Origin of the sequence: Rhodococcus sp. NPDC059968, from assembly GCF_042738615.1 — a bacterium.
In the GTDB taxonomy this organism is placed as follows: domain Bacteria; phylum Actinomycetota; class Actinomycetes; order Mycobacteriales; family Mycobacteriaceae; genus Rhodococcus_F.
Genome location: NZ_JBHWUE010000001.1, coordinates 253,436 through 274,362, shown reverse-complemented (window position 1 = coordinate 274,362; position 20,927 = coordinate 253,436). Strand labels below are relative to the sequence as shown.

Genomic DNA, 20,927 nt, shown 5'->3' with positions numbered 1-20,927 from the left:
GCACTCCTATCCCGAAAGGTTGAAGTTGCCGGACCCGCCGTAGATGGCGAGCGAGATGAGCAGGGTGACGGTGACGACGGCGATCAGCGAGGAGCGCACCGCGTTGCCGACGGCCACACCGACGCCGACCGGACCGCCCGAGGCGTTGAAACCGTAGTAGGTGTGGATGAGCATGATCGCAACCGCCATGACGATGGCCTGGGCGAACGACCACAGGATGTCCGTGGGTATCAGGAACGTCGAGAAGTAGTGGTCGTACACGCCGGACGACTGGTCGTACAGCACGACCGTTGCGAACCGGCTCGCCATGAAGGACGCGATCACCGCCAGGGCATACAGCGGGATGATGGCGATCATGCCCGCCATCACGCGTGTGCTGACCAGGTACGGGATCGAGGGGATCGCCATCGTCTCGAGCGCGTCGATCTCCTCCGAGACGCGCATGGCGCCGAGCTGCGCGGTGGAGCCGGCGCCGATGGTGGCCGCCAGCCCGATGCCCGCGATGACCGGCGCCGCGATACGCACGTTGATGAAGGCCGCGAAGAAGCCGGTGAGGGCCTCGACGCCGATGTTGCCGAGCGAGCTATACCCCTGCACGGCGATGGTGCCACCCGTGAACAGGGTCAGGAAGCCGACGATGACGACCGTTCCGCCGATCACCGCGAGCGCACCCGTGCCCATGCTGATCTCGGCGATGAGCCGCAGCGTCTCCTTCGGGTAGTGCATCAGAGCGCGGGGCGCCCATCCGATGGCACGCGCGAAGAACAGCGCCTGCTCACCGAGCCGGTCGATCGAGCGGGACGCCGACGCGAATCGTTTGCGAGTTCGGGGAAAGCGCCCGGCCGCCGCTAGTGCCATCTACTCCACCACCATGTCGATCACCCTGCCGTCAGCTTGATGCCGACGGCGGTGACGAGAACGTTGACCACGAACAGGGCCATGAACGAGAACACGACGGTCTGGTTGACGGCGTCACCCACGCTCTTCGCGCCACCCCTGACGTTCAGGCCGAGGTAGGCGGCGACGAGGCCGGCGATCATGCCGAACAGACCGGCTTTGACTTCCGAGATCACGAGCTCCCCGAATCCGGTGAGCAGGGTGATGCCGTTGACGAACGCACCCGGGTTGACGTCCTGGATGTAGACCGAGAAGACGAAGCCGCCGAGGATGCCGATGGTGCAGACCAGCCCGTTGAGCAGGAGCGCCACGACGGTCGAGGCCAGCACACGGGGCACGACCAGGCGGTGGATCGGATTGATACCCAGCACCCGCATCGCGTCAATCTCCTCGCGGATGGTGCGGGCGGAGAGGTCCGCGCAGATGGCGGTGGCGCCTGCACCCGCCACGATGAGCACGGTGACGATGGGGCCGACCTGGGTCACGGTGCCGAGAGCGGCGCCGGCGCCACTGAGGTCGGCCGCGCCGATCTCACGGAGGAGGATGTTGATCGTGAAGCTCACCAGCACCGTGAACGGGATGGCCACCAGCACAGTGGGCACCATCGAGACCCGGGCGACGAACCACGCCTGGTCGACGAACTCGCGACGTTGGAAGGGCCTCGAAAAGACTGCCCTCAACGTTTCGCCCGACATCGTGAAGAACCCGCCGACCGCACGCAACGGCACCTCGAGGAGGTCTACCATCCGTCCTCCTCGTCCATGATCTCGCCCAGCACCGACTGTCAGTTCGAGCCCAGCCCCCCAACGGTCTGTGACTCAGGTCATATTAACTAGAACGTGTTCACCTGTCAAAGGTGGTCGCTCATCAGCATGAATCGTCCCACATCCAGCACGACCCGAGGGCTGAATTCGACCGAAATGCCGGGCGTGTCCCCGTCCGATCGGACCCGTCGATTCGCGCCGAGCGGGAATACCGAGTCGTGGACCTAAAATGTTATAGCACAAGAACTTTGAGCGAAATTCACCAACTGTCGACGAACGCCGGGATCGTCGTCGACTCCGGTTCTCGGCGACCGCACACGGAGGCCGGCCTCGGGAGCCCCCAGGCCGGACGGGCAGGCTCGATCGAACTGGTCGACGACGGCAGAACTAGAACACGATCTAGTCATATCCGGCACACCTCTCGAACACCCCACCACGGTCACCCGGCACCCGCTCCGCCGCTCTTCAGTTGCCTTCAGTATCGCCCATCGCGGGGGCATTACCTGCGGAAACGATACGGAAACCACCTTCGTGTCGGTTCTTCGGCCCCGGAGACGCAGATCAGCCCAGTTCGCGTAGCGCCGCGGAGGCCGAGAACATGGCGGCAGGATCCCGATCCGCGAAGTAGTTCCCGAGCTCCGCCGCGAGCGCACCGGGCGTCCACCCACCGTCCGCGGCGTCGAAGCGCCGCTCCACGACTGGTGCCGCCATCAACGCCACCATCGGGCCGTAGACGACGAAGACCTGGCCGTTCACGGAGTCGGCGGCGGGCGATGCGAGGTACGCGACCAGCGCGGCCACGTGCTCGGGCGACAACGGGTCGACCCCCTCGTCCGGTGCCTCGCCGAAGACGTTCTCCGTCATCGACGTGCGGGCCCGAGGGCAGATCGCGTTGGCCCGGACGCCGTACCGGGACAGCCCCCGGGCCGCCGACAGCGTGAGCGCCGTGATGCCCGCCTTGGCGGCGCCGTAGTTCGCCTGCCCCTCGGGGCCGAGCAGTCCCGCCTCCGAGGACGTGTTGACGATGCGCCCGTACACCGGCGCCCCGGCCTCCTTCGACTTCCCCCGCCAATACGACGCGGCGGCGCGGCACAGCAGGAAGTGGCCGCGCAGATGAACCTTCAGCACGAGGTCCCAGTCTTCGTCGGACATGTTGAACAGCATGCGATCCCGTGTGATGCCCGCGTTGTTCACCAGGATGTCGAGGCTGCCGAGCCGGCTCTGCGCAGCCTCCATGATCGCGTCGGCGGTGGCCCGTTCCCCGATGTCGCCCGCCACGAACTCGACCTTCGCGCCAAGGCCCCTGATCTCCTCGAGAGTTGCCTCCACGGCGTCGTTCGCGACCAGGTCGTTGACCACGACGGACGCGCCCGCGCGGGCCAGTGCGATCGCCTCGAACTTTCCGAGACCGGATCCGGCGCCGGTCACGACGGCGACCTTGCCGTCCACGTTCACATCGCGGTCAGCCACAGCATTCATGAACACGCTCTCCTGGTTCTGTGCACTCGCCGGAGGTCGCGAACCACGACACGGCGGTAGGTCGACGTCACTGTAGAACGTGTTCTCATTCCGGGCAACAATCCTCAGGGATGCTCGGTGAGCGCGGCCCTCGGGCACTGGGCGATCGCCGTACGCACGTCGTCCTCCCGGTCAGCGGGAGGAACGGCAATCGAAATGTGCAGCTGATCGTCGTCGTCGAGCTCGAAGATGTCGGGTGCGATCCCCACGCACACACCATTGGCCTCACAACGGTCGAAATCGACTCTGACCTCCATGGCAACCCTCACTTCTCCTCGTCTCGTCACTCGCGGATCCGGGTGCCGCCGGGCTGTGGCGCACTCCGTTCCTGCGATAACACTAGAACCTGTTCCAGTCGTGTGCAATGATTCGTTCCACGACTGCGAGCACGCCTACCGGGCACGCTTCGGGGCCGGCCGGGGCCGACTCCGCGAATGCACCGCAGAGACTGGAACCTGTGCCAGATTTCAGCTGATTCCGCTCTCGGACTGGAGAGGTATTTCGATGCACATCACCTACACACCGCAGCAGCAGCAGCTGCGGGAAGAGCTGCGCGCGTACTTCGCGAAGCTGATGACGCCGGAGCGTCGAGAGGCACTGGCCGCCACCACCGGCGAGTACGGCGAGGGCAACGTCTACCGCGACGTCGTCGCCCAGATGGGCAAGGACGGCTGGCTGACGCTCGGGTGGCCAAAGGAGTACGGCGGCCAGGAACGGTCGGCCATGGAGCAGCTGATCTTCACGGACGAGGCCGCCATCGCCGGCGCCCCGGTCCCCTTCCTCACCATCAACTCGGTGGCGCCCACGATCATGCACTTCGGCACCCCCGAGCAGAAGTCGTTCTTCCTGCCCAAGATCTCGGCAGGCGAACTGCACTTCTCGATCGGCTACTCCGAGCCCGAAGCGGGCACCGACCTCGCCAGCCTCCGCACCACCGCCGTCAAGGACGGCGACGACTACGTCATCAACGGCCAGAAGATGTGGACGAGCCTGATCGCGTACGCCGACTACGTGTGGCTGGCGTGCCGCACCGATCCCGAAGCCAAGAAGCACAAGGGCATCAGCATGCTGATCGTCCCGACCACCGCCGAAGGCTTCTCGTACACGCCGGTCCACACGATGGCGGGTCCGGACACGAGCGCCACCTATTACCAGGGCGTTCGGGTACCGTCGTCCGCGCTGGTCGGCCCGGAACACGGCGGGTGGGCACTGATCACCAATCAGCTCAACCACGAGCGCGTCGCCCTGACCTCCGCCGGGCCGGTCCTCACCGCCCAGCGTGAAGTGCGCGAATGGGCGCAGAACACCAAGTTGCCGGACGGCCGCCGGGTCATCGACCAGGAATGGGTGCAGATCAATCTGGCCCGGGTCCACGCCAAGGCCGAGTACCTCAAGTTGATGAACTGGGAGATCGCCTCCTCTACCGACCACGCGCCGGGCCCGGAGGCGGCGTCGGCCAACAAGGTCTACGGCACGGAGTTCGCCACGGAGGCGTACCGGCTGCTGATGGAGATCCTCGGCCCTTCGGCCACGCTGCGGCAGAACTCCCCCGGTGTCCTGCTGCGCGGGCGACTCGAACGGATGCACCGGTCGTCCCTGATCCTCACGTTCGGCGGCGGAACCAACGAGGTGCAGCGCGACATCATCGCCATGACCGCCCTCGGCCTGCCCCCAGCGAAGCGTTAGGACCACGACAATGGACTTCACCCCCACCGAGGCCCAGCACGACCTGGCCGGCCTCACCCGAGGAATCGTCTCGGACCTCGTCACCAACGACCGGCTGCGCGAACTCGACAACGCGGAGGACCGCCTCGATCGCCGGCTCTGGTCCGCCCTCGCGTCGTCCGGCGTGCTGAGCGCCGCGCTGCCGGAGTCGGTGGGCGGCGACGGTTTCGGCGTCCTCGAGCAGTGCAGCATCCTCGTCGAACTGGGGCGCGCCGTCGCGCCGGTGCCCTATCTGTCGTCGATCGTGATGGCGGCAGGCGCGATCGCGAAATACGGGACCGAACAGCAGCGTTCCGACTGGGGCACTCCGGCCGCGAGTGGAGAGAAGATCCTCACCGTCGCCCTCGACGAGGAACTCAATGACAATCCGGGTGCGCCCGTCACGCGTGCCGAACCCGGCGCGGGCGGGTGGACACTCGACGGCACCAAGATCGTGGTCGACGCGGCACCGTCCGCCGACCTCTTCCTGGTCCCGGCGACCACCCCGGACGGTGTGGCCGTCTTCCTCGTCCGTCCCGACGACGCCGGAGTTACCGTCACCCGCCAGCAGACCGTCGACCTGGCCAGTACCGGTGAGGTGACCCTCCACGGAGTGTCGCTGACCGACGACCGCGTGCTCGGCGCCATCGACCAGGGCGGCGAGATCGTGGACTGGCTCGTCGAGCGCGGCTCGCTCGGAGCCTGCGCATACCAGTACGGCGTCCTCGACGAAGCCCTGAAACTCACGGCGGCTTACGCCCGCGAGCGGGTGCAGTTCGGGCGGCCCATCGGCAGTTTCCAGGCCGTGGCCCAGCGACTCGCCGACGGCTACATCGACGTGAAGGGCGTCCGGCTCACGCTGTGGCAGGCGGCGTGGCGGCTCAGTGAGGGCCTACCCAGTGAAGGCGACATCCAGACCGCCAACTTCTGGGCGTCCGACGCCGGACACCGGGTGGCCCACACCCTCGTCCACGTCCACGGCGGCGTCGGACTCGACGAGGACCACCCCGTGCACCGGTACTTCCTCGCAGCCAAGGCCCTCGAGTTCCGGCTCGGTTCGGCCACCCAGCAGTTGCGGATCCTCGGCGCCGAACTGGCCACCGTCCCGGTATGACCGCCACGCTCGCCCGCACGGTATCGGACCTGCTCCTGGGCGTCTCGAAGTCCGACGCCCAGGGCCTGTACTTCGAGGACCGGTTCCTGTCGTGGTCCGAACACGTGCAGGCGAGCCTGCGGCGCGCCGCGATCCTCGAGGACCTGCTCGATGCACAGCGGCCCCGGCATTTCGGTGTCCTGATGGACAACGTCCCCGAGTTCTCGCTCCTCGCCGGGGCGGCGGCGCTGTCCGGCGCCGTGCTCGTGGGGCTCAACACCACTCGACGCGGAGAAGCGCTTGCCCGCGACATCGCGCTGGCCGACTGCCAGGTGGTCTTTACCGAATCCGGGCGGTCCGCGCTGCTGGACGGTCTCGACCCTTGTGTCCCCGTCGTCGACGTGGATTCGCCGGCATGGTCCGCCCTGCTCGCCGAGGCGCGGCCCGAATTCACGCCGAGGGCCGCCGCGGCCGAAGACCTGTTCATGCTCATCTTCACGTCAGGCACGAGCGGCGATCCGAAGGCGGTGCGCTGCACCCACGCGAAGATCACCGGCCCCGGCATCATGCTCGCCGAACGCTTCGGACTGACCCCGGACGACGTCGTGTACATGTCGATGCCCATGTTCCATTCCAACGCCATGATGGCGGCGTGGTCCGTGGCGCTCGCGGGACACAGCTCGATCGCACTGCGGCGCAAGTTCTCCGCATCGAACTTCCTGTCCGATGTGCGGAAGTTCGGCGTCACGTATGCCAACTACGTCGGAAAGCCGCTGTCGTATGTACTGGTTACCCCCGAGATGCCCGACGACGCCGACAACACGCTGCGGGTGATGTACGGCAACGAGGGGTCCGCGCCCGCGGTCGCGGCGTTCTCCCGGCGCTTCGGCACCGCTGTCGTCGACGGATTCGGCTCCACCGAGGGCGGTGTCGCCATCTCCGCAACACCCGGGGCTCCCCCCGGTTCGCTGGGCAAGCTCCCCGAAGGGATAGCCATCCTCGATCCCGAGACCGGAAACGCCTGTCCGCCCGCCGTGTTCGATTCCGCCGGCCGGGTGGTCAACGCCGAGGCCGCGACCGGTGAACTCGTCAACCTGGCAGGGGCGGGGGCCTTCGCGGGCTACTACAACAACCCCGAGGCCGACGCCGAACGGATCCGCGACGGCAAGTACTGGAGCGGCGACCTCGCCTACCGGGACGCGGCCGGCTTCGTGTACTTCGCGGGACGCAGTTCCGGATGGTTGCGCGTGGACGGCGAGAACATCGGTTCGGCGCCCATCGAACGCATCCTGCTGCGTTACGACGGGTTCGCGCAGGTGTCGGTGTATGCGGTGCCCGACGTCGAGGTCGGGGACCGTGTGATGGCGGCCGTCGTCCCGACTCGCGACTTCGATCCCGTCGCGTTCACCCAATTCCTCGACGCGCAATCCGATCTGGGGCCGAAGCAGCGCCCCAGCCTGATCCGGGTGTGCGCCGACTTCCCGCGGACCGCCACGTTCAAGGTCCTCACCCGGGTACTGAGCGCCGAGGCGGCGAACTGTACCGATCCGGTGTGGGTCCGCGACAGTACCAGCTACTCCCCCATGTGAGTGGCAAAGTGTGCTGGCGCACGCTTTGCCACTCACATGGGCTACCGGAAGCTGTCGAGGCGGGACACCGCCGAGTCGAAGCCCTTGACGAGTTCGTCCATCACCTCGGCCACCGGACGGATCTCGTTCATCCGGCCGACGATCTGGCCCACCGGCATCGCGACGACGTCCGGATTCTCGGAGGCGGCGATCCGCTGATGCGCCTCGCTGACCAGCAGATTCTGCAGCGGCATCGGCAGCGGCGCCGGCGCGTCCGGCTTCGACCAGGCGTCCGTCCACTTGGTCTTGAGCAGTCGCGCGGGCTTACCCGAATAGATCCGGGACCGCACCGTGTCGGCTGACGTCGCACCGAGCAGGGCGCGCTGGATCGCGGACGGACCCTCGGACGAGGCGCCGCCGAGTTTGTACTCGGAGGTGGTGAGCCAGTACGACCCCATCCACACCCCCGCCGCACCCAGCGACAGCGCAGCGGCGACCTGACGTCCACTACCGATCCCACCGGCCGCGAGGACCGCGACGGAATCACCGATGGCATCGACGATCTCGGGAACCAGCACCATCGACGCGATTTCACCGGTGTGCCCACCGGCCTCGTACCCCTGCGCGATGACGATGTCGACACCGTTCGCGACGTGTCTGCGCGCGTGCTCGACGGCGCCGGCCAGCGCGGCCACCGGAACACCTTTCTCGTGTGCCTGGTCGATGACGTCCTTGGGGGGCGAACCGAGGGCGTTGGCGATCAAGGCAATTCGATGGTTCAGGGCAACGTCCACGTGTGAGCGCGCCACCGAGTGCAACCAGCCGAGCACACCGGTCGCGTGTTCGACACCCGAATCCAGTGGCGGCACCCCCAGCTCCGCCAGGGTCCGGTCGACGAACGCGCGATGTTCCGCGGGGATCAGCGACTCGAGGTCCACCGACGTGCCCTCGGTGGGAACCTTGGCGGGCATCACGATGTCGACGCCGTACGGCTTTCCGTCGGTGTTCTCGTCCATCCACGACAGGACGGCCTCGAGCTCCTCGGGGTCGTTGAACCGAACGCAGCCGAGCACACCCAGACCGCCGGCCCGGGAGATCGCCGCGGCCACGTGTTCCGAGGGAGTGAACCCGAAGACCGGGTACTCGATGCCGAACTTCTCGCTCAAACTCGTGTGCATTTACGCGCCTTTGCTTTCGGGCGAACCGTTGCCGTTGTGATCGTCGGCCGGACGGGTCTCGGTCTGTTCCTTGGCCCAGCGGTAGTCGGGCTTACCCGCCGGCGAGCGCTTGATTTCGTCGACGAACCAGAGGCTGCGCGGAACCTTGTATCCCGCAATCTCCTTGCGTGCCGCGTCGGCGATCTCGTGCAGGCCCGGACGCGCCCCACCCCGGGTCTGGATGACGGCGGCGACACGCTGGCCGAAGCGTTCGTCGGGAATGCCGACCACGAGGGCGTCGAAGACGTCGGGATGCGACTTGAGTGCGCCCTCGACCTCCTCGGGGAAGATCTTCTCGCCGCCGCTGTTGATGGACACCGAGCCGCGGCCGAGCATCGTCACCGTGCCGTCCGCCTCCACCTGTGCGAAATCGCCGGGGATGGAGTATCGGATGCCGTTGATCTCCTTGAACGTCGCCTTGGTCTTCTCTTCGTCCTTGTAATAGCCGATCGGGATGTGCCCCCTGCGCGCCAGGATGCCGACCACGCCGGAGCCTGGTTCGACCGGGTTGCCGTCCTCGCCGAGGACGGAGGTGGACGCGTCGATCTTCACCGTCGGGCCGCCGCCGTGCGAGTCGCCCTTCGCGACCACACTGAGGCCACCGAAACCCGTCTCGGACGAACCGATGGAGTCGGTGATCATCCGGTTGGGCAGCAGCTCGAGGTATTTCTCCTTGATGCTGGGCGAGAACAGCGCCGCCGAACTCGCCATCAGGAACAGCGACGACAGGTCGTAGGGTTCGCCGCTCGCCTCGTTGCCCTCCACCAGTGCGTCGAGCATCGGGCGCGCCATCGCGTCGCCGGTGATGAAGATGAGGTTGACCTTGTGCTGATCGACGATCCGCCACACGTCGTGGCCGTCGAATTCGGGGTGCATCACGCACTTTCCGCCGCCGAACAGACTCTGGAACACCGCCCACTGACTGCCGCCGTGGATCATCGGCGGGATAGGGAAGCGGGTCATGCCGGGGCTCTCGGCGCCCAGCTTCGCGAGGTCCCACTCGTCCTCGACGTATTCACCGGTCATGAAGTTGATGCCACCGCCGAGCACCCGCCAGACATCCTCGTGACGCCACATGACGCCCTTGGGTTTTCCGGTGGTGCCACCGGTGTAGAGCATGTACAGGTCGTCGCCAGTGCGCTCGCCGAAGTCGCGGTCGGGTGAACCCTGCGCCAGTGCGGCCTCGTATTCGATGCCCTCGTAGTCGAGATCGCTGCCGTCCTCGACCACGACGGTGGTATTCAGGAGCGGCGTCTCGGGGAGCACGTTCGCCACCTTGTCGGAGTAGCGGCGCTCGTGAACGAGCGCAACCATGTCCGAATTGTCGAAGATGTATTGCAACTCGTTCTCGATGTACCGGTAGTTGACGTTCACCATCACGGCACGGATCTTGAAGACCGCCACCATGGCCTCGATTGCCTCGATGGTGTTCCGGCAGTAGATACCCACCTTGTCGCCGGGCTGAACACCCTGTTCGCGCAGGTAGTGGCCGAGGCGATTGGCCCTCTCCTCCATCTGCGCGTACGTCACTTCCCGGTCGTCGGACACCAACGCGACACGGTCCGGAACGAGGTCGATTGCGTGCTCTACGAGGTCTGCGATATTAAGGGCCACGTCAACAAAGTAGAACGTGTTACCGTTTCTGGCAAGACCCAATTTGAGAGCCAGCTCACACACCCTTCGGGAGACTTCAGTGTCCTCTACAACGACCGAGAAATCCGACATTTCGGCACAGTCGCCGCACTGCCTCGTGGAGAAGCGCGGGCACGTCCTGATCGTCACGATGAACCGTCCCGAGGCGAAGAACACGCTGTCCGGCGAAATGATGGCGATCATGCGGGACGCGTGGGATCAGGTCGACTCCGACCCGGACATCCGGGTCGCCATCCTCACCGGCGCGGGCGGCGCATTCTGCGCGGGCGCCGACCTCAAGGCCATGGTGTCGCAGCACCCCGGCGACTCGTTCTCCGGCGCGGGCGAGCGCAGCGAGGGGAAGAATTCGTCGGGCTGGGACCTGTCGAAGATCGAGGCGCTGCTCAAGGGACGGCGTCTCACGAAGCCCCTCATCGCCGCAGTCGAGGGTCCCGCCATCGCCGGCGGCACCGAGATCCTGCAGGGCACCGACATCCGCGTCGCCGGGGAGAGTGCCAAATTCGGTGTCTCCGAAGCAAAATGGGGCCTCTTCCCCCTCGGCGGCTCCGCCGTGCGCCTCGTCCGGCAGATTCCGTACACCGTCGCGGCCGACATCCTGCTGACCGGACGTCACATCAAGGCCCCCGAGGCCAAGGAGATCGGCCTCATCGGACACGTCGTCCCCGACGGTCAGGCCCTCGACAAGGCCCTCGAACTCGCCGACCTCATCTCCGCCAACGGCCCCCTCGCCGTCCAGGCGATCCTCAAGACCATCCGCGACACCGAAGGCATGCACGAGGAAGAGGCATTCCAGATCGACGCCGCCCTCGGCACCGAGGTCTTCAAGAGCGCCGACGCGAAAGAAGGCCCACGCGCCTTCTCCGAAAAGCGCGCGCCGAAGTTCGAGGGCCGCTGACCCCGCGTGCACTGATCCCGGGCGAATGTACCTTTCGGCGCGTCTGAGGCGCCGAGAGGTACATTCGCCCAGGGTGCGAGGGTTATCCACAGCCCCTACTTATCCACAGGCCTCACCAAATCGCCTCGTGACCAGACCTGCCGCCGACATCGGGTGCGTCATCATCGACTCCATGCGACGGGGAGAGTGGGGGCATCGCCTCGAAGACCTGTACGGAGTGAGCCGGTCCGGAATCATCCGCACCGCCGAGTTGAGGCAGTGGGGTGTGTCGAATTCGGCGATCGACGCCCGCTGCCGTCCGGGCGGGCCGTGGCAACGCATCCTTCCGGGTGTCGTGATGCTCGGCAACGGCCGACCGACCGCGCGTCAGCGTGCGGTGGCCGCGATCGTGCTCAGCGGCGAGAAGGCAGTCCTCACGGGGCGTGCAGCGCTGCACGAATACGGTTACGGCACGTCGTACTCCGGGGATGCCCATGTTCTGATCGCCACGCATCGGCGCGTGCAGTCCACGGGCTTCGTTCTCGTCGAACGTACGACGCGGTTGCCGGTGCCGGTGACGCGCAACGGTCTTCCGTGCGCTCCGCTTCCGCGCGCGTTGCTCGATGCGGCGCGACGGTGCCGCACCCTGGACAGCACTCGATCCCTCATCGCCGAGGTGGTCCAGCGAGGCGAGGTGAGCGTCGCCGAGCTGATCGCGGAGTTGGACTCGGGTAGCGGGCGGGGCGCAGCACTCCCCCGGACGGTGCTGCGCGAAGTGAGCGCCGACGTCCACTCGGTGTCCGAGGCCGAAGCCCGCCGACTGTGGTTGCGCAGCGGACTGCCCCGAATGGTCTTCAACCGCAAGATCGTCGACGCCGCCGGGCAGTTCATCGCCATGCCGGACGGCTGGATCGACGAGGTCGCGTTCGCCTGGGACATCGACTCACTCGACTGGCATCTGGCACCGGCGGCGTACAAATCGACCGTCGAGCGCCGCACCCGGATGCAGAACCACGGCATCATCGTGCTGCCGACGCTACCGAGCGCTATCCGCGACGACCCCGACCGCGTGATCGCCGACCTCCGGTCGCACCACCAACTGGCGTCGTCGCGGCCCCGGCCGGAGGTCCGGATGCTCGGAGCGCCCGGGTGAATGGACCGTTCAACGCCTCAGGTACGCCGAAAGGTACATTCGCCCGCTGCAGGGGTCAGCCTAGATCGGGGGTCAGCCGAGGACCGCCGCGGACAGTTCGCGGACGTGGTCGGCGTCGCGGCAGGAGACGAGGAGCATGGTGACGCCGGCGTCGGCCCAGCGTTTGACGTCGGCGCGGACTTCGTCGACGTTGCCGATGATCATGGTCTCGGTGACCATCTCGTCGGGGACGACGGCGGCGGCCTCGTCCTTGCGGCCTGCGCGGAAGAGGCGCCCGATTTCCTCGACCTGCGAGCCGTAGCCCATGCGGGTGTAGACCTGGGCGTGGAAGTTGAGTTCGGGGGCGCCCATGCCGCCGACGTACAGAGCGGTGATGGGCTTGAGGCCGGCGATGGCGGCGGCGCGGTCGTCGGTGACGATCACCTGACAGGTGGCCGCGACTTCGAAGTCTTCGCGGCTGCGACGGGCGCCGGGGCGGGCGAAGCCCTCGTCGAGCCATTCGTTGTACAGGGGGGCGAGGCGGGGTGAGTAGTAGATGGCGAGCCAGCCGTCGGCGATTTCGGCGGTGAGCGCGACGTTCTTCGGACCTTCGGCGCCGAGCCAGATGGGGATGTCGGCGCGCAGCGGATGGGTGATCGGCTTGAGCGGCTTCCCGAGACCGGTGCTGCCCGGCCCGGTGTAGGGCAGCGGGAAGTGCGGTCCGTCGCTGGTGACGGGTTCCTCCCGCGACAGCACCTTCCGGACGATGGAGACGTACTCGCGGGTGCGGGCGAGCGGTTTCGTGAACGGCTGCCCGTACCACCCCTCGACGACCTGCGGCCCGGAGACGCCGAGCCCGAGGATCGCCCGGCCGCCGCTGAGGTGGTCGAGGGTGAGTGCGTGCATGGCGGTGCTGGTGGGTGTGCGCGCGGAGATCTGTACGACGGACGTGCCCAGACGGACGCGTTCGGTGCTCGAACCCCACCAGGCGAGGGGGGTGAAGGCGTCGGAGCCCCACGATTCGGCGGCGAAGACGGCGTCGAATCCCTCGGCTTCTGCCGCGGCGATCAACTCCGGGACATTCGCCGGCGGCTGTGCGCCCCAGTATCCCAGTTGCAACCCGAGCTTCATCGTGTGCCTCCGCATCGACCGTCGTCAGAAGTGACCCTTGCCACAAACACTAGAACCTGTTCTACTCGAAGTTGTGAGCATGGGAAAGAGCGCGGTGGCCGAAAAATTCTCGAACGAACCGTTGAGCGCCCCGCTGAAACTTCAATTCGACTACACCCGATCGGTGGGTCCGACCATCGGAGCCTTCGTGACCGCGCTGCGCGACCGCAAGGTCATCGGCGCCCGCGGCTCGGACGGACGCGTCTACGTCCCACCGCCCGAATTCGACCCGAACACCGCCGAACCTCTCACCGACTTCGTCGGGGTTTCCGACGCCGGGACCGTGGTGAGCTGGACGTGGATGCCGGAACCGATTGCCGGACAGCCACTCAGCACGCCCTTCGCGTGGGCGCTGATCAAGCTCGACGGCGCCGACACGTCCCTGGTGCACGCCGTGGACGTCGGCTCCCCCGCCGCAATGAGCACGGGTATGCGGGTCCGGGCGAGATGGGCGCAGGAGCGCGTCGGGCGCATCCAGGACATCGTGTGCTTCGAGCCCGGGGAGTCGACGGGCGAACCCGAACCGACCACGGAGTCGGAACCGGTCACGATGGTCACGACGCCGATCGATCTCGACTACATGCACTCCGCCTCCGCAGAGGAGAGCTACTACCTCCGAGGGCTGAAGGCGGGCAAGCTGATCGGTGGCCGCACCGGACCGGACGGCAAGGTGTACATCCCGCCGCGCAGCGCCAACCCCACCGACGGCATCCCGACGAAGGAGCAGGTGGAACTGCCCGACAGGGGCATCGTCACCACGTTCTGCATCGTGAACGTCCCGTTCCTCGGACAGCGGATCAAGCCGCCGTACGTCGCCGCCTACGTGCTGCTCGACGGCGCGGACATCGCGTTCCTGCACCTGATCCTCGACTGCGACGCCGCCGACGTGCGGATGGGCATGCGCGTGGAGGCCAAGTGGAAGCCGCGCGAGGAGTGGGGCTACACCCTCGAGAACATCGAGTACTTCAGGCCGACGGGCGAGCCCGACGCCGAGTACGACACCTACAAACACCACCTGTAAGGGCGCGGCACAATGACAGATATCGCAGTCGTCGGGTTCGCGCACGCACCGCACGTGCGCGAGACCACCGGCACCACCAACGGCGTCGAGATGCTGGTCCCCTGCTTCCAGCAGCTGTACGAGGAGCTCGGAATCACGAAGTCCGACATCGGTTTCTGGTGTTCGGGGTCGTCGGACTACCTGGCCGGACGTTCGTTCTCGTTCATCTCCGCCGTCGACTCGATCGGGGCGGTACCGCCGATCAACGAGTCGCACGTCGAGATGGATGCGGCGTGGGCGTTCTACGAGGCCTGGATCAAGATCATGACCGGCGAGGTCGACACCGCCCTCGTCTACGGCTTCGGGAAGTCGTCGGCGGGCAACCTCCGCAAGATCCTGTCGATGCAACTCGACCCCTACCTCGTCGCACCACTCGCCCTCGACTCCGTGTCGCTCGCCGGACTGCAGGCCCGCCTCGGACTCGATGCCGGGAAGTGGACCTCCGAGGAGATGGCGGCCGTGGCCGCGCGCAGCCGGGCCGCGGCCGAGAGCAACCCGAACACCCAGCTGGCGGGGCACGTCGACATCAACGCGCTGCTCGCCAGCCCGTTCGTCGCGGATCCGTTGCGCGCCCACGACTGCGCACCGATCACGGACGGAGCCGCCGCTGTCGTGCTCGCCGCCGGCGATCGTGCCCGCGAGCTGTGCGAGCGGCCGGCGTGGATCACCGGGATCGAGCATCGGATCGATTCCCCGAACTTCGGCGCCCGCGACCTGACGGTCTCGCCGTCGACGACGGCCTCCGCCCGCGCTGCCACCGGAGGGGACGTCGGCGGAATCGACGTGGCCGAACTGCACGGACCGTTCACCCATCAGGAACTGATCCTCCGCGAGGCGATCGGACTGTCCGACGCGACGGTGATCAACCCGTCGGGTGGCCCGCTGAGCGGGAACCCGATGTTCTCCGCCGGTCTGGAACGCATAGGTTACGCAGCCAAGGCCATCATGGACGGCAACGCCGGGCGCACGCTGGCGCACGCTACGAGTGGTGCTGTGCTGCAACAGAATCTGGTCGCAGTCTTGGAGGGACGCAACTGATGGCGAATCAAGTGGCCGCGGTGCTCGGCACCGGTCAGACGCACTACGTGGCGAAGCGGCACGACGTGTCCATGGCGGGGCTGGTTCGCGAGGCGATCGACCGCGCGATGGAAGACGCGCGGGTGGGCTGGGACGACATCGACGCGGTCGTGATCGGGAAGGCCCCCGACCTGTTTGAGGGCTCGATGATGCCGGAACTCGCGATGTCGGACGCGCTCGGCGCGAACGGCAAACCACTCCTGCGCGTGCACACCGCGGGCTCGGTCGGTGGCTCGACCGCGGTGGTCGCGTCGAGCCTCGTGAAGTCGGGAGTGCACAAGCGGGTGCTGACGGTGGCGTGGGAAAAGCAGTCCGAGTCGAACGCAATGTGGGCGCTGTCCACCCCCATTCCGTTCCACATGCCGGTCGGCGCGGGCGCGGGCGGATACTTCGCCCCGCACGTCCGCTCGTACATCCGGCGGTCGGGCGCACCCGATCACATCGGCGCGATGGTGGCGGTGAAGGACCGGTTGAACGGCAGCCTGAACCCGTACGCCCACCTCAAGCAACCCGACATCACGCTCGAATCCGTGCAGGCCTCGCAGATGCTGTGGGATCCCATCCGTTACGACGAGACCTGTCCGTCCTCGGACGGCGCCTGCGCGATGGTGATCGGCAACGAGGAAGCCGCCGAGCAGGTCACGGCTGACGGGCGTGAGGTGGCCTGGATTCACGCCACCGCGATGCGCACCGAGCCCACCACGTTCGCGGGACGCGACCAGGTGAATCCGCAGGCCGGCCGGGACGCCGCGGCCGCACTGTGGAAGGCCGCGGGCATCAAGGATCCGCTCGACGAGATCGACGTGGCCGAAATCTACGTCCCCTTCTCCTGGTTCGAACCGATGTGGCTCGAGAATCTGGGCTTCGTCTCCGAGGGTGAGGGCTGGAAGCTCACCGAGGCGGGCGAGACCGCGATCGGGGGCAGGCTGCCCCTCAACGCGTCCGGCGGCGTTCTGTCGTCCAACCCCATCGGCGCCTCGGGCATGATCCGGTTCGCCGAGTCGGCGATGCAGGTGATGCACCGCGCCGGCGATCATCAGGTGAAGGACGCACGCAAGGCACTCGGCCACGCCTACGGCGGCGGTTCGCAGTACTTCTCGATGTGGGTGGTCGGTTCCGACCGGCCGAACAACTAGTAGTAGGGACATCACCGATGAAGTTCACCGTCGGCATCGCCATGAATCCCCTCGACCAACTGCCGGCTCTCGCGAAAACAGCCGAGGAGTGCGGATTCTCGTCCATTGCACTTCCCGACTCACTGTTCTTCATGGAGAAGCAGAGCGCCGACTACCCGTACACGCCGGACGGCTCGCGGATGTGGAACGAGGAAACCCCGTGGGTGGATCCGCTGATCGCGGCGGCCGCGATGGGTGCGGTGACGTCGAAGATCGAGTTCTACACCCAGGTCCTCAAACTGGGCTCCCGCAACCCGGTACTCCTCGCCCGCCAGGTGGGTTCGGTCGCCAACCTCATCGGCAACCGGTTCGGATTCGGCGTCGGGATCGGCTGGGCACCCGAGGAATTCGAATGGTGCGGAGCGCCGTACGAGAAGCGCGGTGCACGCGTCGACGAGATGATCGACGTCATCAAGCTGATCCTCGGCGGCGGGATGGTGGAATACCACGGCGAGTTCTTCGACTTCGACCGCCTGCAGATGAGCCCGGCGCCGACGAAGCCGGTGCCGTTCTACGTCGGCGGACACACCGACGTCGCGCTTCGACGCGCCGCCCGGGTGGGCGACGGCTGGACGTCCGCGATGATCAAGTTCGACGATCTCGTCCAGGTCATCGCACGATTGCGGGAACTCCGGCAGGAGTACGGCCGAGCCGATCTGCCCTACGAGATCCAGACCGTGTGCATCGACCGTTTCGGCAAGGACGGCTACGCCGAATTGGCGGATGCCGGAGTGACCGACACGATCGTCGTCCCGTGGGTCTTCGACGGCATCGGCTTCGACGGACCACTCGAGGCCAAGCAGGATTCGCTGCGCAAGTTCGCCGACCAGTACATCGGATAGGGGTGTGGACATGACGATGACCGACCATCCCGCCCGCCTCGCCGGGCAGGCTTCCCGTGAGGCGGCCAGCGGCAGGCGCAAGGACGAGTGGCTGGCCCTGTTCGCCGACGACGCGGTTGTCGAAGACCCGGTCGGCCCTTCGGGTTTCGACCCCGAAGGCAAGGGTCACCGCGGGCTCGACGCGATCTCCCGGTTCTACGACATGACGATCGCGACCACCGAATCGCTCGAGTTCCTCATCACCGATTCACTGGTGTGCGGGAACGAGAACGTGAACATCGGGACCATCCGGTCCACGGTGGCGGGATCTCGGATCGACGCCGAGGGCGTGTTCATCTACCGCGTGAACGAGGACGGCAAGATCACGTCCCTGCGGGCCTTCTGGGAGGTCGAGCGGGCGATGAAGACACTGCGCAAGGCCTGAACGCCCCAAATCACGTGTCGGCGTCGTCGATGTGCCGGAGGAACAGGATCGCGTCGAGTTCGCCGAGGCCGGCGGGATCCAGCGGGAAGTACGTGGAGTTGCCCCACGGGTCGGCACGCTTCTCCACGTCTCCGATCCTGCGGGCCACCGGCGCGGCCGGTACGAGACAGCTCTCCCCCACGGCAAAGAGTCGGCCCTCGACGGTGTCGGGTGGCGGCGTTCCGATGCCGTGGCCGGGCACCTCCCCGACGGCCCCACCGATGACCGTGTAGGCGTCCGCGAGCCGCAGGCGCAGGTGGGCGCCGGCGCACCACCAGTGCAGATGCAGTCCGGCGAGATTCCAATGGGTTTGCCCTTTCGACAGATGGCCGTTGTGAGCGAAGACGAACGTCGGGCCTCGGTCGGCCTCCCTCTGCACCAGCGCGGACAGGTTGTCCGCCATGAGGGTGTCGCGGATTCCCAGGAGCCTCGTGATTCGGCGTGGAGAGTTCTCTGCCATTCCCGCGTGATAGCTGAGCAGGCGGGTGGCGACGCGACCGTGAAGCTCGGCCTCCCACAATTCGTCTCGCGTGCCTTCGTCGACGAGGCGAGGCGCCTGCGACGCGAGCAGCGACATCAGGTCGTCCGCGATGAGACGCAACTCGACGGCCTCGGGAGTGGCACCGACGGCCTGGGCCGGGTCCATGGCGACGGCCGGGTTGCTCCAGCGGTCGTCGTCGCCGATCAGTGCGGAGATCCTGTCCGGAGTGCAGGGCAGATCCTGCTCGTCGAGGTGGGTCCGCAGGTAGGTGTCGAGGAAGGTCAGGGCCTGCCTCGGGCTGTCCGCGGACGTCATCTCGATGGGGGCGTCGAATCCGAAGAATCGGAGCTGCTCGTCCGGTTCGCGTCGACGGTTGTATTCGGCCATCCACTCGATCAGGTCGCGGTTCGCCCGGGACTCACCGAAGCCGTGGCTGAAACCGTGCTCCATGACGTCGTCGAGCGGCCGGCGGTCCGCACCCCGCACGAAGGCGTCGACGAGTATCCCTTTCAGGCAACTGCTTTCGATCGCGATGGATCGATAGCCCTCGTGTTCGACGAGGAACCGGAACATCTGATTGCGGAGCAGCAGGAAGCTCTCTTCCCCGTGCATGGGCTCGCCGAACCCGAGGAGGCGGGGCGCGGGGTCCAGTCGGCGGAGGAATGCGCCGAGGGCAGCGGTGACGGCCGGGTCTCCCGCCGCCGAGAACCTGCCACCCAGGTCGTGGACGATGGACCGCACAGTCACGACCTACTCCCACCTTCCTCGGACAGAAAGAGAACAGCGGCGTCGGAGAGGATGAGGGTGCCCTCCGACGCCGCTGAATCAGGGGGTCAGTGTCTGACCGGGCAACCGCCTGACGCAGTCTTGTAATCGACCTGAAATTCCTTGATACCGTTGAGCCAGCCCGAGCGCAAGCGCCGCGGATCTCCCAGCTTACTGATATCGGGCAGGTGATCCGCAATCGCATTGAAGATCAGGTCGATCTCGAGTCGCGCGAGGTTGGCCCCGAGGCAGAAGTGGGCACCGGTGCCGCCGAAGCCGACGTGCGGGTTGTTCTCCCGCATGATGTCGAACTTCTCCGGGTTCTCGAACGCGTCCTCGTCGAAATTGGCGGAGCCGTACAACATTACGACTCGTTGCCCCTTCTTGATCTGCACTCCGCCGAGTTCGGTGTCTTCCAGTGCGGTGCGCTGGAACGAGTTGACCGGGGTCGCCCACCGGACGATCTCGTCCGCTGCCGTCTTGGGGCGCTCCTTCTTGTAGAGCTCCCACTGATCGGGATGGTCCAGGAACGCCATCATGCCGTGTGTGATGGCATTGCGAGTGGTCTCGTTGCCGGCGACCGCCAGCAGGATCACGAAGAAGCCGAATTCCTCGGGAGAAAGCTCATTTCCATCGATATCCGCTTCGATCAGCGTCGTGACGATGTCGTCGGCGGGGCACTTCTTGCGCTCGTCCGCCATCTGGTACGCGTAGCCGAGGATCTCCATCGACGCGGCCTGCGGGTCGATGTCCAGTTCGGGGTCGTCGTAGCCCGTCATCTGATTCGACCAGTCGAAGACCTTCAGGCGATCCTCCTGCGGCACACCGAGCAGTTCGGCGATCGCCTGCAGCGGAAGCTCACACGCCACCTGGGTGACGAAGTCGCCGGCCCCCGATTCGGCGGCCTCCTTCACGATCTTCTCGGCGCGCTCGGTGAGTTCTTCGCGCAGGCTGTTGATCGCGCGGGGCGTGAAACCGCGGGAGACGAGCTTGCGGAGCTTGGTGTGCTCGGGAGCGTCCTTGTTGATGAGGATGAAACGCTGCATCTCGATGTTCTCGCGCGGAATGTCGTCGGCGAAGCGCACGATCGCGGTGTTCTCGTGTGTGGAGAAGACGTCGCTGCGCCGCGACACCTCCTTGACGTCCTCGAGCTTGCTGACGACCCAGTAGCCGTCGTCGTGGAAGCCACCGATCTCCGGCGGCTGCGGGTTCCACCAGATCGGGGCAGTCTTCCGCAGTTCGGCGAACTCCTGGTAGGGGATGCGCTCTGCGTAGATGTCCGGGTCGGTGAAGTCGAAACCCTCTGGAAGATTGGGCTGCGCCACTGCTGTCTCCTGCCCTAAGCCATACACCACTCCGTGATGTGGAACACGTTCTACTAGCATTGAAGCACAAGCCGGGCGACTAGCAAAGGAAAGCTCATTCAGACCTTGCCCGGACAGCAGAACCTGTTCTATTTTCTGAGGACAAGGAA

At 66.5% G+C, this 20,927-nt stretch carries 19 protein-coding genes; 10 read left to right on the top strand and 9 right to left on the bottom strand.

The window, feature by feature from the left end; all coding sequences use genetic code 11:
- Window positions 1–6: 6 nt before the first annotated feature.
- The 4 genes from ACFWAY_RS01305 to ACFWAY_RS01290 form a co-directional block, all read right to left on the bottom strand.
- A complete protein-coding gene (locus tag ACFWAY_RS01305; RefSeq protein ID WP_378450994.1) occupies window positions 7–858 on the bottom strand; it encodes an MlaE family ABC transporter permease in 852 nt (283 codons plus the stop codon).
- Window positions 859–878: 20 nt separating this feature from the next.
- Window positions 879–1,643 (bottom strand): ABC transporter permease, encoded by a 765-nt coding sequence (locus ACFWAY_RS01300; RefSeq protein ID WP_009477764.1) that lies wholly within the window; start codon window positions 1,641–1,643, stop codon window positions 879–881.
- A 579-nt stretch (window positions 1,644–2,222) separates the two neighbouring features.
- Window positions 2,223–3,140, bottom strand: a complete 918-nt coding sequence (locus ACFWAY_RS01295) for a 3-oxoacyl-ACP reductase (protein ID WP_378509601.1) — start codon at window positions 3,138–3,140, stop codon at window positions 2,223–2,225.
- A gap of 104 nt (window positions 3,141–3,244) precedes the next feature.
- On the bottom strand, window positions 3,245–3,436 hold the full coding sequence (locus tag ACFWAY_RS01290) for a ferredoxin (RefSeq protein WP_378509600.1): 192 nt from the start codon (window positions 3,434–3,436) through the stop codon (window positions 3,245–3,247).
- A gap of 247 nt (window positions 3,437–3,683) precedes the next feature.
- On the opposite strand from ACFWAY_RS01290, the gene ACFWAY_RS01285 reads away from it, so the two are divergent.
- From ACFWAY_RS01285 to ACFWAY_RS01275, 3 genes are read left to right on the top strand one after another with little or no spacing between them, the layout of a single operon-like run.
- A complete protein-coding gene (locus ACFWAY_RS01285; RefSeq protein WP_378509599.1) occupies window positions 3,684–4,865 on the top strand; it encodes an acyl-CoA dehydrogenase family protein in 1,182 nt (393 codons plus the stop codon).
- A gap of 10 nt (window positions 4,866–4,875) precedes the next feature.
- Window positions 4,876–5,997, top strand: coding sequence for an acyl-CoA dehydrogenase family protein (locus tag ACFWAY_RS01280; protein ID WP_378509598.1), 1,122 nt, complete (start codon window positions 4,876–4,878; stop codon window positions 5,995–5,997).
- Window positions 5,994–7,565: a long-chain-fatty-acid--CoA ligase gene (locus tag ACFWAY_RS01275; RefSeq protein WP_378509597.1), complete on the top strand. Its 1,572-nt coding sequence runs from the start codon at window positions 5,994–5,996 to the stop codon at window positions 7,563–7,565. The genes ACFWAY_RS01280 and ACFWAY_RS01275 overlap by 4 nt, the downstream gene beginning before the upstream one ends.
- 41 nt (window positions 7,566–7,606) lie before the next feature.
- Here ACFWAY_RS01275 and ACFWAY_RS01270 read toward each other — a convergent pair whose 3' ends face one another.
- On the bottom strand, window positions 7,607–8,722 hold the full coding sequence (locus ACFWAY_RS01270; protein WP_378509596.1) for an NAD(P)H-dependent flavin oxidoreductase: 1,116 nt from the start codon (window positions 8,720–8,722) through the stop codon (window positions 7,607–7,609).
- Complete coding sequence (locus ACFWAY_RS01265) at window positions 8,723–10,375, bottom strand: acyl-CoA synthetase (RefSeq protein WP_378450987.1); 1,653 nt, start codon at window positions 10,373–10,375, stop codon at window positions 8,723–8,725. It abuts the gene before it with no gap.
- Window positions 10,376–10,454: 79 nt separating this feature from the next.
- Here ACFWAY_RS01265 and ACFWAY_RS01260 point away from each other — a divergent pair, with 79 nt between their 5' ends.
- Together ACFWAY_RS01260 and ACFWAY_RS01255 are read left to right on the top strand one after the other, a co-directional pair.
- Window positions 10,455–11,309, top strand: coding sequence for a crotonase/enoyl-CoA hydratase family protein (locus tag ACFWAY_RS01260; protein ID WP_378509595.1), 855 nt, complete (start codon window positions 10,455–10,457; stop codon window positions 11,307–11,309).
- A 172-nt stretch (window positions 11,310–11,481) separates the two neighbouring features.
- On the top strand, window positions 11,482–12,441 hold the full coding sequence (locus tag ACFWAY_RS01255) for a hypothetical protein (RefSeq protein WP_378509735.1): 960 nt from the start codon (window positions 11,482–11,484) through the stop codon (window positions 12,439–12,441).
- Between the two features lie 72 nt (window positions 12,442–12,513).
- On the opposite strand, the gene ACFWAY_RS01250 is transcribed toward ACFWAY_RS01255, so the two are convergent.
- Complete coding sequence (locus ACFWAY_RS01250; protein ID WP_378509594.1) at window positions 12,514–13,551, bottom strand: LLM class F420-dependent oxidoreductase; 1,038 nt, start codon at window positions 13,549–13,551, stop codon at window positions 12,514–12,516.
- Window positions 13,552–13,630: 79 nt separating this feature from the next.
- On the opposite strand from ACFWAY_RS01250, the gene ACFWAY_RS01245 reads away from it, so the two are divergent.
- Genes ACFWAY_RS01245 through ACFWAY_RS01225 form a run of 5 tightly spaced genes read left to right on the top strand, consistent with a single transcriptional unit; the run spans window position 13,631 to window position 18,168 of the window.
- Window positions 13,631–14,611, top strand: coding sequence for a Zn-ribbon domain-containing OB-fold protein (locus tag ACFWAY_RS01245; RefSeq protein WP_378450984.1), 981 nt, complete (start codon window positions 13,631–13,633; stop codon window positions 14,609–14,611).
- 12 nt (window positions 14,612–14,623) lie between these two features.
- Complete coding sequence (locus tag ACFWAY_RS01240) at window positions 14,624–15,688, top strand: thiolase domain-containing protein (RefSeq protein ID WP_378450983.1); 1,065 nt, start codon at window positions 14,624–14,626, stop codon at window positions 15,686–15,688.
- Window positions 15,688–16,863 (top strand): thiolase domain-containing protein, encoded by a 1,176-nt coding sequence (locus ACFWAY_RS01235; protein WP_378450982.1) that lies wholly within the window; start codon window positions 15,688–15,690, stop codon window positions 16,861–16,863. Before ACFWAY_RS01240 ends, ACFWAY_RS01235 begins: the two co-directional genes overlap by 1 nt.
- Before the next feature lie 17 nt (window positions 16,864–16,880).
- Window positions 16,881–17,744, top strand: a complete 864-nt coding sequence (locus ACFWAY_RS01230; protein ID WP_378509593.1) for a TIGR03619 family F420-dependent LLM class oxidoreductase — start codon at window positions 16,881–16,883, stop codon at window positions 17,742–17,744.
- 10 nt (window positions 17,745–17,754) lie between these two features.
- Window positions 17,755–18,168: a nuclear transport factor 2 family protein gene (locus tag ACFWAY_RS01225; RefSeq protein ID WP_378509592.1), complete on the top strand. Its 414-nt coding sequence runs from the start codon at window positions 17,755–17,757 to the stop codon at window positions 18,166–18,168.
- A 10-nt stretch (window positions 18,169–18,178) separates the two neighbouring features.
- Here the strand turns inward: ACFWAY_RS01225 and ACFWAY_RS01220 are convergent, their stop codons facing one another.
- On the bottom strand, window positions 18,179–19,435 hold the full coding sequence (locus ACFWAY_RS01220) for an erythromycin esterase family protein (RefSeq protein ID WP_378509591.1): 1,257 nt from the start codon (window positions 19,433–19,435) through the stop codon (window positions 18,179–18,181).
- Window positions 19,436–19,521: 86 nt separating this feature from the next.
- Window positions 19,522–20,778: a cytochrome P450 gene (locus tag ACFWAY_RS01215; RefSeq protein WP_144285151.1), complete on the bottom strand. Its 1,257-nt coding sequence runs from the start codon at window positions 20,776–20,778 to the stop codon at window positions 19,522–19,524.
- Window positions 20,779–20,927 lie beyond the last annotated feature (149 nt).

Coding starts and splice junctions, on each gene's coding strand:
- ACFWAY_RS01305 (WP_378450994.1), bottom strand. CDS start 858: ATGGCACTAGCGGCGGCCGGGCGCTTTCCCCGAACTCGCAAACGATTC.
- ACFWAY_RS01300 (WP_009477764.1), bottom strand. CDS start 1,643: ATGGTAGACCTCCTCGAGGTGCCGTTGCGTGCGGTCGGCGGGTTCTTC.
- ACFWAY_RS01295 (WP_378509601.1), bottom strand. CDS start 3,140: ATGAATGCTGTGGCTGACCGCGATGTGAACGTGGACGGCAAGGTCGCC.
- ACFWAY_RS01290 (WP_378509600.1), bottom strand. CDS start 3,436: ATGGAGGTCAGAGTCGATTTCGACCGTTGTGAGGCCAATGGTGTGTGC.
- ACFWAY_RS01285 (WP_378509599.1), top strand. CDS start 3,684: ATGCACATCACCTACACACCGCAGCAGCAGCAGCTGCGGGAAGAGCTG.
- ACFWAY_RS01280 (WP_378509598.1), top strand. CDS start 4,876: ATGGACTTCACCCCCACCGAGGCCCAGCACGACCTGGCCGGCCTCACC.
- ACFWAY_RS01275 (WP_378509597.1), top strand. CDS start 5,994: ATGACCGCCACGCTCGCCCGCACGGTATCGGACCTGCTCCTGGGCGTC.
- ACFWAY_RS01270 (WP_378509596.1), bottom strand. CDS start 8,722: ATGCACACGAGTTTGAGCGAGAAGTTCGGCATCGAGTACCCGGTCTTC.
- ACFWAY_RS01255 (WP_378509735.1), top strand. CDS start 11,482: ATGCGACGGGGAGAGTGGGGGCATCGCCTCGAAGACCTGTACGGAGTG.
- ACFWAY_RS01250 (WP_378509594.1), bottom strand. CDS start 13,551: ATGAAGCTCGGGTTGCAACTGGGATACTGGGGCGCACAGCCGCCGGCG.
- ACFWAY_RS01245 (WP_378450984.1), top strand. CDS start 13,631: ATGGGAAAGAGCGCGGTGGCCGAAAAATTCTCGAACGAACCGTTGAGC.
- ACFWAY_RS01240 (WP_378450983.1), top strand. CDS start 14,624: ATGACAGATATCGCAGTCGTCGGGTTCGCGCACGCACCGCACGTGCGC.
- ACFWAY_RS01235 (WP_378450982.1), top strand. CDS start 15,688: ATGGCGAATCAAGTGGCCGCGGTGCTCGGCACCGGTCAGACGCACTAC.
- ACFWAY_RS01230 (WP_378509593.1), top strand. CDS start 16,881: ATGAAGTTCACCGTCGGCATCGCCATGAATCCCCTCGACCAACTGCCG.
- ACFWAY_RS01225 (WP_378509592.1), top strand. CDS start 17,755: ATGACGATGACCGACCATCCCGCCCGCCTCGCCGGGCAGGCTTCCCGT.